Source organism: Streptomyces sp. NPDC059247 (assembly GCF_042754005.1).
Classification (GTDB): Bacteria; Actinomycetota; Actinomycetes; order Streptomycetales; family Streptomycetaceae; genus Streptomyces.
In genome coordinates this window covers 23,112-37,486 of the sequence record NZ_JBHYZW010000019.1, presented here as the reverse complement: position 1 = coordinate 37,486, position 14,375 = coordinate 23,112, and the positions used below count along the sequence as shown (strand labels likewise).

Annotated in this window: 6 protein-coding genes; 4 read left to right on the top strand and 2 right to left on the bottom strand. The window is 74.8% G+C overall.

Annotated features, from left to right (window positions below):
• The first annotated feature begins 286 nt into the window (after nucleotides 1-286).
• Complete coding sequence (locus tag ACFXGN_RS26615; protein WP_384863981.1) at nucleotides 287-4,567, top strand: FtsK/SpoIIIE domain-containing protein; 4,281 nt, start codon at nucleotides 287-289, stop codon at nucleotides 4,565-4,567.
• 526 nt (nucleotides 4,568-5,093) lie between these two features.
• On the opposite strand, the gene ACFXGN_RS26610 is transcribed toward ACFXGN_RS26615, so the two are convergent.
• The gene (locus tag ACFXGN_RS26610; protein ID WP_384863978.1) at nucleotides 5,094-5,702 is read right to left on the bottom strand and encodes a TetR/AcrR family transcriptional regulator; all 609 of its coding nucleotides are present in this window, start codon (nucleotides 5,700-5,702) and stop codon (nucleotides 5,094-5,096) included.
• Between the two features lie 143 nt (nucleotides 5,703-5,845).
• On the opposite strand from ACFXGN_RS26610, the gene ACFXGN_RS26605 reads away from it, so the two are divergent.
• From ACFXGN_RS26605 to ACFXGN_RS26595, 3 genes are all read left to right on the top strand, one after another.
• Entirely contained in the window at nucleotides 5,846-6,763 is a 918-nt protein-coding gene (locus tag ACFXGN_RS26605; RefSeq protein ID WP_384863975.1) for an ABC transporter permease, read from the top strand.
• A complete protein-coding gene (locus ACFXGN_RS26600; RefSeq protein WP_384863971.1) occupies nucleotides 6,756-7,568 on the top strand; it encodes an ABC transporter ATP-binding protein in 813 nt (270 codons plus the stop codon). Before ACFXGN_RS26605 ends, ACFXGN_RS26600 begins: the two co-directional genes overlap by 8 nt.
• 266 nt (nucleotides 7,569-7,834) lie before the next feature.
• Complete coding sequence (locus ACFXGN_RS26595; RefSeq protein WP_384863968.1) at nucleotides 7,835-9,139, top strand: glycosyltransferase 87 family protein; 1,305 nt, start codon at nucleotides 7,835-7,837, stop codon at nucleotides 9,137-9,139.
• A gap of 112 nt (nucleotides 9,140-9,251) precedes the next feature.
• Here the strand turns inward: ACFXGN_RS26595 and ACFXGN_RS26590 are convergent, their stop codons facing one another.
• Nucleotides 9,252-14,216 (bottom strand): NAD-glutamate dehydrogenase, encoded by a 4,965-nt coding sequence (locus ACFXGN_RS26590; protein WP_384863965.1) that lies wholly within the window; start codon nucleotides 14,214-14,216, stop codon nucleotides 9,252-9,254.
• Nucleotides 14,217-14,375: the final 159 nt, after the last annotated feature.

Here is a 14,375-nt window from a genome sequence, read left to right as displayed (position 1 = left end):
CCGGAAGAAGACGCTCTGTGGACCGGGAGGGTTGCCAGGCACGTTCCGAAGGCATGTTCAATCAGGCACTTTTACGTCCTTGGGCGACCATTCAAGATCACTTCTGGCCGACCCGGGGGCGGGTTGTCGGCGGCAGGTGCGAGGATGCCTCCAGCACGTCGTACCTAGGGGGTCGGGAGCCCCGCGCCGTGCCGACCTGTACCGGGCGACGCGCCCGTGCCGGGTGGGGGGAGAGACAGGGCGGTTCCCCTGCCGGCATCGCGCGCAGAAGGGACCGCTGACGGCGATGCAGATCCGGCTGACCGTCCTCGCGCCGTACGCCGGCCATGGCGCGGGGCGCACCTGCGACGTGCTCGTCACGGCCCCCGCCGGTACGGCGCTCGCGGCCGTGGCCTCCCAGCTCGCCGCCGCCGTCACGGGCCCCGAGACCTCCGCCTCGGGCACGACCGTCCTCCACGCCGGAGCCGAGCGGCTCGACAACCGGCGCTGTGTGCTCGGCGAACCCCCGCTCGTGGACGGCGCGGTCCTCTCCCTCCAGGTCCCCGGGCCCGACGAGCGCGTCGGCGAGCCCGCGTCCGCCCGGCTGCACGTGGTGGCGGGCCCGGACGCGGGCGGAGTGCACCTGCTGCACGGCGGACCGATCAGAATCGGCCGTTCCGTCGAGGCGGACGTACCGCTCGACGACCCGGACGTCTCCCGCGCGCACTGCATGGTCACCGTCGGCGAGGACGGCGCCGTCACGGTCGCCGACCGGGGCTCGACGAACGGCACGACCCTCGACGGCGTCCCGGTCGGCGAGCGCCCGGTCCGCTTCCGCCCCGGCGCCCTGCTCCGGCTCGGCGAGTCCGCCCTCCGGCTGAGCGGCCCCGGCGACGACCCCGTCGGCACGGACGCGCGGACGACGGCCCCGGACGGCGAGGGACATCTGCGGATCGCCCTCGGACCCGCCGACCGGTCCGGCCACGATCCGTCCGGCGCCGACCGGCCCGGCCACCCGGGCGGGCCCGGGTCCGCCCACGGCGGCCCGGTGGACGACACCACCCACGGCGGCGCGGGCGGCGCCCCGACCGGCGGCCCGGTGGACGGCTCCCGCCACGACGGCCCGTACGGCACCCCGTACGACACTCCGTACGGAGAGGACGCGCGCGGGCACGCGCGCGAGGGAACCCCCCACGACGGCCCCGGCGACACCTCGGGACACGACGACCACCACGACCACGACGACCACGACGACCACGACGACGGGGAGCACGGCGGGACCCGGCGGACCCGCCCCGCGACGCCCGCCGCTCCGCCCGCCCCCGCCCGGGGCGGCGGCAGGCGCGGCCTCGGCGCCTGGGCCCGGCGCCTCACCGGTGGCCGCGAGGACCTCCCGGCGCCCGCCGACGGCCCCCGGGCCGCGCCCGACACCCGCACCGGCGCCCGGCCGGTGCCCGCCGCGAAGGCCGCCGCGCCCGCGCCGGTGGCCGACACCTGGCCCGACCCGGCCACCGTGCTGCTGACCGCCCTCGGCCCCGGCCCCCGGCTCTGGGAGCGGGCCCCGCACCACCCCGAGGCGCTCGTGGTCCGGCTCGGCACCGCCGACCGCGCCGAACTCTCCGGCGTACCCGTCACCGTGGGGCTGCGCGAGGCCGGTTCCCTCGGTCTGGCGGGTCCCGCCGACCGGCTCGCCGGACTCGCCCGCTCCGTCGTGGCCCAGCTCGCCGCCCTGCACTCCCCGGCCGATCTGGAGATCGTGCTGATCAGCGCCGACCGCAACCGCTCGCTGGACGAGCGGCGCCGGGCCTGGGGCTGGCTCGGCTGGCTCCCGCACGTCCGGCCCGCCCACGGCCAGGACGCCCGGCTGCTCCTCGCGTACGACCGCGAGCAGGCCCAGGCCCGTACGGCGGAGCTGACCCGGCGGCTCGACGACGGCCCGCTCGGCCCCGGCTGGCCCAGTGCCGACCGCGCCGCCGTCGCCGAGGCCGCGGCCCGCCACGAAGGCCCGGTCACGGTGGTGGTCGTGGACGGCGACCCCGGCTCCGCGGCCCTGCGCGAGACCGTCGCCCGGCTCGCCGGTGCCGGAGCCGCCGCGGGCATCCACCTCCTCTGTCTGGCCGAGGCCCCCGCCGCCTCCCCCGCCTCCCCGGTGGCCGCCACCTACGAGTCGGCCTGCGCCGGCTCGTTCGCGTTCCGCGAGTGCGGGGCCGCCGTGCTCCTCAGCGGTGATGTCGCCACCGCGCTGCGCCTGCTCAGGACGGCGGGCGGACGGGCCGCGGGCCACGGCACGGTGGGAGTGGTGGACGCGGTCTCCGTCGCCTGGGCCGACCGGTTCGGCCGCGCCCTGGCCCCGCTGCGCACGGACGCGGCGGCGGTGCCCGGCGCCCGCGCCGCCGCGCTGCCCCCCTCGTCCCGGCTCCTCGACGAACTGGGGCTCGGCCGCGCCACCCCCGCCTCCCTGATGGCCCGCTGGGCCTCCGCCGGGGACGGCACCGCCGTCCTGGGCACGGGCCCCCGCGGACCGCTCGCCGTGGACCTCACCAAGGAGGGCCCGCACCTGCTGATCGAGGGCCCCGCGGGCAGCGGGCGCACGGAGCTGCTCCGCTCGGTCGCCGCCTCCCTCGCGGCCGGTGGCCGCCCCGACCGGATCGGGCTGCTCCTGGTGGACGGGGCGGGCGGCGAGCGCGGTGAGGGACTCGCGGTCTGTACGGAGCTGCCGCACGTCACCGAGCACCTGGTCGCCTCGGACCCCGTGCGGATGCGGGAGTTCGCGCAGGCGCTGGGCGCGGAGCTGAAGCGGCGCGCGGAGATCCTCGGCGACGGGCACTTCGCCGACCGCAGGGGCCCGCGCACCGCGTCGGCGTCCGGCGCGGGCGACCGGCTGATCGGCCAGCGCAGCCCGAGCGCGGCGGAGTCGCTCCCGCAGGGCGCGCGCGCGACCGTCCGGCTCACGGAGGGCGAGGACCTCGCTCCCCGCGCGAGCGGCCGGACGGCGTACCCCGGCGACCTCGACAGCAGGACCACCGGACGGACGCTCCGGACGGGGGACGGCACGACCGGCTCGCCGCCGGGCACCCGGAGCGGGCGCGAGGTCCGGGGCACGTACGGAGGGGACGTCGAGAGCCGGGCGAGCGGGCGGGCGCCGTACCCGGCGGAGGAGCCTGGCGGGCGCCCCGGCGGCCGGACCACGTACTCCTCCGGCGCGGACGATCCGCGCGGACGCCCCAGCAGCCGCACCCTGCGCACGAACGACGACGAGCCGGGCGAACGGCCCGGCGGACGGATTCCCCGTACGGGCGACGGCGACGCCGCCGACGGGCCCGGCTCCCGCGCGGGCGACCTCGGTGGCCGGGCGAGCGGGCGTCTCCCCCACCCCGGTTCCGGCGAGTCCGGCGACCGGCGCGCCCCGCGCGCGGGCTCGGGCTCGGGCGACCTCGGCGGGCAGCCGAGCGGGCGGATCCTCCACGGCGGGGACGGCGAACGCGGGGGCGGGCACACCGGCCGCGCCGGAGCGGGCGACCCCGCCGCCCGTACGGGTGCGGAGGACCTCGGTGGCCGTACCGGCGGAAGGATTCCTCACCCCGGCACCGGGGGCCTCGACGGGCAGGGCTCGTGGGGCCGGGGAGCCGACGAGCGGTCCGGGGGGCGGGCGCGGTCGGGCGGTGATGCCTTCCTCTCCGACACGCCGAGCGGACGGCTGCCCCGCCGGGACGGCGGCCTCCTGGACGACCGCCCGAGCAGCCGGACGCTCCGCACCGGCGACGGCGAACCCGGCGGACAGCCGGGCGGGCGGATCTCCCGCCCCGGCGCCGCCGACCTGGGCGGCCCCGGGAGCGGGCGCGTCTCCCGCCCGGGAGAGGGCGACCGCGGCGGCGATCTCGGCGGGTACGGGAGCGGACGCGTCTCCCGTACGGGCGAGGGCGACCTCGGCGGGTACGGCTCCCGGACCTCGGACGGCGGGTACCCGGGCGGCCGGGGTTCCCGTGCCGGGGAAGGGGCGCGGATTCCCGCGCCCGCCGTCGGCGAGACGGGTGCCGTCAGGGGCTCGTCCGGGCATCTGCCCCGGCTGGTCGTCCTCGTCGACGACTTCGACGCGCTCGTCGCGCCCGCGCTCGGCGCCCCCGGGCGGCCCGCCGCGGGTTCCGTCGTACGGGCCCTCGAAGCCGTCGCGCGGAACGGGGAGCGGCTCGGTGTGCACCTGGTCGCGACCTCGGCCCGGCCGGACAGGACCGCCGACACCGAGCTGGCCCACGGGGCCCGGCTGCGGATCGTGCTCGACGCGCCCCCGGCCACCTCGGGACCCGACGTACCGGCCGCGGGGCGCGGACGGCTGGGCCATCCGGACGGCCGGGTGACCCCGTTCCAGGCGGGCCGGGTGACGGGCCGCATCCCCCGGACGGCGACGCTCCGGCCGACGGTGGTCCCGCTGGAGTGGGAGCGGATGGGCGATCCGCCGACCCGCCGCCCGGTGCGGGAACTGGGCAACGGCCCGACGGACCTGGCCCTGCTGGCGAGCGCCCTCGACCGGGCCGCCCGCTCGGTGGAGGCGACCCCGGTGCCGCCGCTCACCCCGGCCACGCACGCGTAGCGCGGCCCGGGGCGCCCGCCCTCGGTGGACCGGCCCCCGGATCGGGCCCACGGTCCGGGGGCGGGTTCCTCGGTACGCCCTCCAGCACCTGACGGCCCACGAACGCGCCGGACCGGACGGGCCCTCCGCGCGTCCTCCGCTCCTCCGCGCGTCCTCGGCGAAGTCAGGTGCGGCGGGCGGGGGCCACCCGTACGCCCTCAGGAACCGCACGCCCTCGGGCGCCGGGACGGCTCCCGGTCCTCGCGCGGTGCCGTTCCGCCCGCTGCCGGGGCCCGTTCCGCCGCCATGGCCGTCGCGCCCTCCTGATCGGGCCCGGCTGACGGCTGACGGCTGACCGTCCCGTACCCCGGTCGGCCGCCGGGGACCGCGCCCGGCCGCTCGCCCACGAGACGATCACCCGTTCACCGCGTCGGCGGCTCCGCACCTGGTCATCGGCCGCCGGGCACGCCCCACCCGGCCGGGCCCGTCCGGCGGTCCCGCCGTCGGGGGCTCCGTACCGACCGCCCCGGGCCCGCCCCGGGTCCCGTCAGCCCCGGAGCGCCGCGACCGCCGAGCGCGTCAGGTCCTCCACGTATCCCGGCGGCAGTGGCGTACGGACGACGACGAGGCGCCAGTAGAGCGGGCCGACGATCAGGTCGAGGGCGCGCCCGGGGTCGGTGCCCTCGGGGAGTTCGCCCCGGGCGACGGCCTCGCGGACGATCTGGGTGACGACGCCCCGGGGCCCGTCGAGGAGGGTCGCGGTGACGGTCTCGGCGATCTCGGGGTGCCGGGCGGCCTCGACGAGCAGATCGGGGACGACCTGCGAGGCGACGGGGTGGCGCAGGGCGTGCGAGGCGACTTCGAGGAGGGCCCGGACGTCCCCGTCGAGGGAGCCGGTGGCGGGGGCGGGCAGGCCCTGCGCGGCGAAGGCGCCGACGAGGTCGAGGACCAGGGCGAGCTTGGACTTCCAGCGCCGGTAGACGGCGGTCTTGCCGACTCCGGCGCGGCGCGCGATGCCCTCGATGGACATCCGTGCGAAGCCCACGGCCGCGAGTTCCTCGAAGACGGCGGCGCGGATGGCCTCGGTCACGTCCTCGCGGAGCACGGCGGCCCCGGCGGGAGCGCGGCGGGGGGTCGGATCGGTCATGAACCGCATCCTAACGAACGGCAAGATCCCGGCCAGGTGACGACGATACGGTTGCGTTCCGACGTGACGAGCCCTAATCTCGCCGTAGCGACGATACGGACCCGTTCCATCGCCGACGAATGCCCCGCACCCTTCGTCGAAAGCGCCCGCCCGTGACCATCACCCTCGCCCCGCCACCGTCACCCCCGCGCCAGGACGCCCCCGAGGACCTCCGGGCCCTGGCCCTGCGCCACGGACTGACCGTCAGCGGCGCCCGGCCCTCGCTGCCCGCGTACGCCCGGCAGCTCTGGTCCCGCCGTGACTTCATCGCCGCCTTCGCGACCGCCCGGCTGACCGCCCGCTACAGCGAGGCGCGGCTCGGCCAGGTCTGGCAGCTCATGACCCCGCTGCTCAACGCGGCCGTCTACTACATGATCTTCGGCGTCCTGCTGAACGCGAAGCACGGCGTCCCCGACTACGTGCCGTTCCTGCTCACCGGCGTCTTCGTGTGGACGTTCACCTCCGACACGGTCCTGGCCGGGACCCGGGCCATCAGCGGCAACCTGGGCCTGGTCCGCGCCCTGCACTTCCCGCGCGCGAGCCTGCCGATCTCGCTCGCGCTCCAGCAGCTCCAGCAGTTGCTGCTCTCGCTCGCCGCGCTGGCCGCGATCCTGTGCGTCCTCGGCGAGTTCCCCGCCTGGAGCTGGCTGCTCGCCGTCCCCGCGCTGCTGTGCCAGGCCCTGTTCAACACCGGCGCGGCGCTCGTCCTCGCCCGGCTCGCGGCCCGCACCCCGGACATCAGTCAGCTGATGCCGTTCGTGCTGCGCACCTGGATGTACGCCTCCGGCGCCATGTGGTCGATCCAGAACCTGGCGAGCGGCGGGCGGTTCCCCGAGGCGGTGGTCCTGGCGCTCCAGTGCAACCCGGCGGCGGTCTACATCGACCTCATGCGCTTCGCGCTGATCGGGAGCCACACCTCGGCGCAGCTCCCGCCGCACGTCTGGGCGCTCGCCGTGGGCTGGGCCCTGCTGGCCTTCGTCGGCGGTTTCGTGTGGTTCTGGAAGGCGGAGGAGACGTACGGCCGTGGATGAGAACGAGCGGACCCCGACCGTGGTGGTCGACGGCGTCCATGTCACGTACACCGTCAACGGCGTCCCCACGGGCGGCCGGGGCGCCGCGACGGCGGCGCTGGCGCGCGTCCTGCGGCGCGGCGGCACGGCTCCGGCCGGACGCCGGGTGCACGCGGTGCGGGGCGTCGGCTTCGTCGCGTACCGGGGCGAGGCGATCGGCCTGATCGGTTCGAACGGATCGGGGAAATCCACCCTCCTGAAGGCGATCGCGGGTCTCCAGCCCGTCGAGCGGGGCCGGGTCTACACCCATGGGCAGCCCTCGCTGCTCGGCGTCAACGCGGCCCTGATGAACGATCTGACCGGCGAGCGGAACGTGATCCTGGGCGGTCTGGCGATGGGCATGAGCCGCGGGGAGGTCCGGGAGCGGTACGACGAGATCGTGGACTTCTCCGGCATCAACGAGAAGGACGACGCCATCTCCCGCCCGATGCGGACCTACTCCTCCGGGATGGGCGCCCGGCTGCGCTTCTCGATCGCCGCCGCGAAGAGCCATGACGTCCTGCTCATCGACGAGGCGCTGTCGACCGGCGACGCGCGCTTCCGGCGCCGCAGCCAGGCGCGGATCGACGAACTGCGGGCGGCGGCGGGCACGGTCTTCCTGGTCAGCCACTCGAACTCGACCATCACGGAGACCTGCGAGCGGGCCCTGTGGCTGGAGGCGGGCACGCTGCGGATGGACGGCCCGGCGAAGGAGGTGATGGCGGCGTACGAGGAGTTCACCGCGACGGGAGCCACACCCGCGCCCGGTACCGGGACCGGGACCTAGGCCGGGACCGGGACCTAGGCCGGGGCCGGGCCGGGATCACCGTCGAGGTCGGGCCGGGGCCAGGACCACGAGCGGGACCGGGACCGGAGCCAGGACCGGAGCCGCCGTCAGGGCCGTGACCGGGCCCGCAGCCGGAGCGACGGCCGGACCCACGAGCGGGACCCCGAGCGGACTCACGGCCGAGCCGCGACCGGACCCACGACCGGAGCCGCCCTCACGGCCAAGACTCCGGGCAAATGGTACATAGAGGTCTAAAGTGCGGAGGGATGACGAACGATCACCCCCCTCCGCCCCGGCCGTCCGCGCCCCCGCCCCCCTCCCTCACCGCGTCCCCCTTCGACTCGGACACCTTCACCTCCGCCACCTTCGTCACGGTCGGCCTCGGCCCCCGGCTCGCCCTCGCCGTCCTCTGGCTGCTGACCCGCGCGGGCATGGTCCTGCTGCTCCTGCGCGACAACCTCGGCATCGGCGGGGTCGGCCGCGAGGTGGACCTCTACCGCCACTGGTACGGCCAGTTCGCCCAGGGCACCTTCCCGCCCGGCGACGTCACCTGGCAGTACCCGCCCGGCGCCGGAGTCGTGATCATGTCCCCGGGCCTCCTGCCCTGGCTGACGTACTTCCAGGCGTTCGTCGCCCTCACCCTCGTCGCCGACGCGGTCGTCACCCTCGCCCTCGCCCGCGCCGACAGCTCCCGGCTCACCCACGGCGCCTGGTACTGGGCCTGCGGACTGCCGCTCCTCCTGCATCTGCCGCTCGCCCGGTACGACGTCCAGACCACCGCCCTCGCGGTCCTCGCCCTGCTCGCCCTCAGCGCCCGCCCGACCGCCGCCCACCAGCTCGGCGGGGCGCTCGCCGGAATCGGCGCCATGGTCAAGGTCTGGCCGGTTCTCGCCCTCATCGGCACCCCCCGGGGCCGTACCACCCGCGAAGCCTGGACCGCCGCCGCCGTCGCCGCCCTCGCGCTCCTCGCCACCCTCGCCCTGTTCTTCTCCGACTCGCTCGGCTTCCTGCGCCGCCAGGGCGACCGGGGCGTCCAGATCGAATCGCTCGGCGGCACCGCCCTCGCGCTCGCCCGCGCCACCGGCGTCTGGCCCGGCCGGGTCGAGTACCGCTACGGCGCCTTCGAGTACGTCGGCCCGTACGTCTCCAGCCTCGGCCACCTCGCCCTGCTGCTCACCGTCATCACCTTCGGCTGGCTGCTGCTCTGGCGCGTCCGGGCCCACCGCTGGACCACCGCCACCCCCTTCGACGCGGCCCTCGCCGCCGTCCTGCTCCTCACCGCCACCAGCCGGGTCATCAGCCCCCAGTACCTGATCTGGCTGCTCGGACTCGCCGCCGTCTGTCTGACCTCCCGCGCCACCGTGATGCGCCCGGTCGCGCTGCTGCTGCTCCCGGCGGCGGCGCTCAGCTCGCTCGCGTACCCCGTCCTGTACGACGAGGTCCTCGCCGGCACCCCCAGGGGCCTGGCCGTCATGGTGCTCCGCAACGGTCTGCTGCTCGCCGCCGCCCTGCTCGCCGCCCACCGCCTGTGGACCTCGACGGTCCCGGGACCGCCCACGGAGACCGCCTAGGGCGACCCGGGAACACCCGGGGCGACCGGGGGACGCGGAAGGGCCCCGCCGGAGATCCGGCGGGGCCCTCCACGTCCCCCGGACCGGGAAACCAGGTCCGGGGACGGTACGACTAGCTGTGCGTCCGGAGCAGCGTGCGCATGGTCCGCATCGCCACCGACAGGTTCGCCAGGTCGAAGGTGTCCGAGCCCTGGATCTCCTCCAGGGTCGTCCGCGCGCGGCCCAGGATCGCCGTGTTCCGCTCCTCCCAGCCCTTGAACCGCTCCTCGGGGCTGGTCGTGCCGTTGCCCACCGTCAGGACGTCCGCCGTCAGCGCCGCGTGCGCCGCGAACAGGTCCTCGCGGATCGAGGCGCGGGCCATCGACTGCCACCGGTCGCTGCGCGGCAGCTCGATGATCCGGTCCATCAGATCGGTGATCCGCAGCCGGTCGCCCAGATCGAAGTAGACCTCGGCCACCGCCGACGGCTCCTTGCCCATCCGGTCCGCGATCGCCACGACGTCGAGCACCGGGAACGCCGAGGAGAAGCCCGCGACCCGCTGGGCCAGCTCCTCCGGCACGCCCGCCCCGATCAGCTCGTCCCGGATCGACTCGTACCACTCCAGGTCGGCGCCGCGCAGCAGACCGGGCAGCTGCGCCCGGACCTCCTCGACCCGCTCGGAGAAGAACTCGATGGTCTCGGTGAGCTGGAGCGGCTGCGGCCGGTTGTTGAGCAGCCAGCGCGTGCCGCGCTCGACGAGCCGCCGCGAGTGCAGCCGCATCCGGGTCTGGACCTCGGCCGGGACCTGGTTGTCGAGCGCCTCGACGGCGTCCCAGACCTGGCCGAGCCGGAAGACCACCCGGGCCGCGGTCTGCGCCCGGACGATCTCCTCGATCGACGCGCCGGTCTCCTCGCGGAGCCGGTGCAGGAAGGTCGAGCCGCCGGAGTTGACGGTGTCGTTGACCAGGACCGTGGTGATGATCTCGCGGCGCAGCGCGTGGCCGTCGACCGCCTCGGGGAACTTCTCGCGCAGCAGCGTCGGGAAGTACGCGTGCAGCAGTCCGCGCAGGTACGGGTCGTCCGGCAGCTCCGTGCCGATCAGCTCGTCGGCCACCGTGATCTTGGTGTAGGCGAGGAGGACGGCCAGCTCCGGCTGGCTCAGACCGCGGCCGTTGTTGAGCAGCTCGCGGATCTGCCGGTCGTTGGGCAGGAACTCCAGGGAGCGGTCGAGGGCCCCGTCGCGGCCCAGGCGGCGCATGAACCGCTGGTGGGCGTGGAGCAGGGACGGCGACTGGGCGACGGCGTTGGCCAGGGCCGTGTTCTGCGCGTAGTTGTTGCGCAGTACGAGCGCGCCGACCTCGTCGGTCATCTCCGCGAGGATCTTGTTGCGCTGCTTGACGGTCATGTCGCCCTCGGCGACGAGCCCGTTGAGCAGGATCTTGATGTTGACCTCGTGGTCGGAGGTGTCGACGCCCGCGCTGTTGTCGATGGCATCGGTGTTGATCTTGCCGCCGTCGCCCCGGGGGCCGCCGGAGCGGGCGAACTCGATGCGGCCCAGCTGGGTCGCGCCGAGGTTGCCGCCCTCGCCGACGACCTTGGCCCGGACGTCCTGGCCGTCGACGCGGATGGCGTCGTTGGCCTTGTCGCCGACGTCGGCGTCGGTCTCGGCCGAGGACTTCACGTAGGTGCCGATTCCGCCGTTCCACAGCAGGTCGACGGGGGCCTGGAGCACGGCCTTCATCAGCTCGGCCGGAGTCATCTTGGTGATCCCGGCCTCGATGCCGAGGGCGGCCCTGACCTGCGCGTTGACCGGGATCGACTTGGCGCTGCGGGGGTGGATGCCGCCACCGGCGGAGAGCAGCGAGGAGTCGTAGTCGGCCCAGGACGAGCGGGGCAGCTCGAAGAGGCGGCGGCGCTCGGCGTAGGAGACGGCCGCGTCCGGGGTGGGGTCGAGGAAGATGTGCCGGTGGTCGAAGGCGGCGACCAGCCGGATGCGCTCGGAGAGCAGCATTCCGTTGCCGAAGACGTCACCGGACATGTCACCGACGCCGACGACGGTGAAGTCCTCGCTCTGGGTGTCGTGGCCCAGCTCGCGGAAGTGCCGCTTGACGGACTCCCAGGCGCCGCGGGCGGTGATGCCCATGCCCTTGTGGTCGTATCCGGCGGAGCCGCCGGAGGCGAAGGCGTCACCGAGCCAGAAGCCGTACGACTCCGCGACCCCGTTGGCGATGTCGGAGAAGGTCGCGGTGCCCTTGTCGGCGGCGACCACCAGGTAGGTGTCGTCCTCGTCGTGGCGGACCACGTCGAGGGGCGGCACGACCTCGCCCGCGACCAGGTTGTCGGTGATGTCGAGCAGCGCCGAGATGAAGGTCTTGTACGAGGCGATGCCCTCGGCCAGCCAGGCGTCCCGGTCCACGGACGGGTCCGGGAGCTGCTTGGCGACGAAGCCGCCCTTGGCGCCGACCGGCACGATGACGGTGTTCTTCACCATCTGCGCCTTGACCAGGCCGAGGATCTCGGTACGGAAGTCCTCGCGCCGGTCGGACCAGCGCAGGCCGCCCCGGGCGACCTTGCCGAAGCGCAGGTGGACGCCCTCGACGCGCGGGGAGTACACCCAGATCTCGAAGGCCGGGCGGGGCGCGGGGAGGTCGGGGATGGCCTGCGGGTCGAACTTCATCGACACGTAGGAGTGCGGCTCCCCCTGGGCGTCCTTCTGGAAGAAGTTCGTCCGCAGCGTGGCCTTGACGACGGTCAGGAAGGACCGCAGGATGCGGTCCTCGTCCAGGCTCGCGACCTGGTCGAGGGCGCCGTCCAGCTCCTCCAGGATGCCGTCGGTCAGCTCGGTCCCGGCGCGCTGGCGCTCCGGCGCCATCCGGGCCTCGAAGAGGGAGACGAGCAGCCGGGTGGTGTGGACGTTGTTGCGGAGGGTGTCCTCCATGTAGTCCTGGCTGAACGTCGAACCGGCCTGGCGCAGGTACTTGGCGTAGGCGCGCAGCACCATCGCCTCGCGCCAGGTGAGCCCGGCGGACAGGACGAGCGAGTTGAAGTTGTCGTCCTCGGCCCTGCCGGTCCAGGTGGCGGCGAAGGCCTCCTGGAAGCGCTCGCGTGCGTCGTCGCCGAGGTAGTCGCCGTTGCCGGTCGTGGCGGGCATCCGCAGACCGAAGTCGTAGATCCAGGCGTGGGTGCGGTCGGTGCGGCGCAGCTCGTAGGGGCGCTCGTCGGTGACCTCGACGCCGAGCCGGTTGAGCACCGGGAGCACGGCGGACAGGGAGATCGGCTCGCCCGTCTTGTAGATCTTGAAGCGGCGCTCGCCGGGGCCCGCGCCGACCGGCTCGTACAGCGAGAGCGCGAAGTCCTTGCCCTCGGTGCGGGCCAGGGCCTCCAGGTGGAGCAGGTCGGCGACGGCCGCGCGGGGCGAGTGGTCGGCCTTGTAGCCCTCGGGGATGGCGTTGCCGTAGCGGCGCAGCAGCTCGGCGGCGCGCTCCTCGCCGCACTCGGCGTTCAGCGCCTCGGCGAAGCCGTCGGCCCAGGAGCGGGCCGCGTCGACGAGCCGGGCCTCGACGCGGTCGACGTCGGCGTCGGTGAGCTTCGCCAGCTCGGTGCCGGGCTCGACGCGGACGACGAAGTGCAGCCGGGAGAGGATCGACTCGGTGTTCCAGGCGGTGAAGTCGACGCTGGCGCCGCCGAGCTCCTCCTTCAGGATGTCGATGATCCGCAGCCGGACGCGGGTGGTGTAGCGGTCGCGCGGCAGGTAGACGAGGGCCGAGTAGTAGCGGCCGTACTCGTCCTGGCGCAGGTAGAGCCGGAGGCGGCGGCGCTCCTGGAGGTACAGGACGCTGGTGACGATGGCCTGGAGCTGGTCGACCGGGGTCTGGAACAGCTCGTCGCGCGGGTAGGTCTCCAGGATCTGGAGCAGGTCGCGGCCGTCGTGGCTGTTGGGCGAGAAGCCCGCGCCCGCGAGGACCTCCTTGACCTTGCGCTTGACGACCGGGACCCGGCGGACGGACTCGGTGTAGGCGGCCGAGGAGAACAGTCCGAGGAAACGGCGCTCGCCGATGACGTTGCCGTCGGCGTCGAACTTCTTCACGCCGATGTAGTCGAGGTACGAGGGGCGGTGCACGGTCGCGCGGCTGTTGGCCTTCGTCAGGATCAGCAGCTTGTGCTCGCGGGCCTTGGCCCGGACGTCCTCGGGCAGCCGGCTGAAGGAGGGCGAGACGGGGTGGGCGTGGTGGCCCTCGTCGCCGGTGTGCTGCGGGTCGGAGCGCAGGATGCCGAGGCCGGTGCCGGGCACGGCGGACAGGGCGTCACCGTTGACCAGCTCGTACTCGCGGAAACCGAGGAAGGTGAAGTGGTCGTCGGCGAGCCAGCGCAGCAGTTCCTGGGCCTCCTCCACCTCGGTGGGGCGCAGGTCGGACGCGGTGGGCTCGGCCGGGAGGCCGTCGGCGATCCGCAGGGCGGCCTCGCGCATCTTCTCCCAGTCCTCGACCGTCTCGCGGACGTCGGACAGGACGCGCAGCAGGTCGGCGGTGATCTGCTTGAGGTCGGCGCGGTCGGTCTCGCGGTCGATCTCGACGTGGATCCAGGACTCGGTGAGCGCGTCGTGCGGCAGCTCGCCGTGGATCTGGGCCGAGAGGACCTCGATGAGGCGCCCGGTGACGTCACGGCGGACGAGGACCTGCGGGTGGATCACGACGTGGATGCCGCGGCCCTGGCGGGACAGCTCGTTGGTGACGGAGTCGACGAGGAAGGGCATGTCGTCGGTGACGACCTCGACGACGGAGTGGCTGCTCGTCCAGCCGTTCTCCTCCACCGTCGGGGTGTGGACGCGCACGTTCGCGGTGCCCTGCGGACGGTTCTCCGCGAGGCGGTAGTGGGAGAGCGCGGCACCGAACACGTCGACCGGGTCCCGGTCGCCGAGGTCCTCCGGAGCGGTGTGCAGGTAGTAGCGCTGGAGGTACTCGAGCACCGTGTCCCGGTCCGGACGCTCCCCGGCGCCCTCGGTGCCCGTCGGGAGTCGCCCCCCGACCGGGCTGTGCTCAGCTACCCGGGCGGCCCTTTCGAGCAGCTCGGCCTTGGCTTCGTCCAGCTTGGTCTGCATGTCCTCTGACTCCTGTCGCGCGCCGTTGCGTGACGTCGGTGGAAGAAAGGGCACAACGCCACGACGCGGTGATTCCGGTCGATGTCGACGGTATGCCCGGATGAGAGATGCCCGGGTCGTTATCGGCCACGGAGAGCGGCACGCCCGGACGGAAGGGAT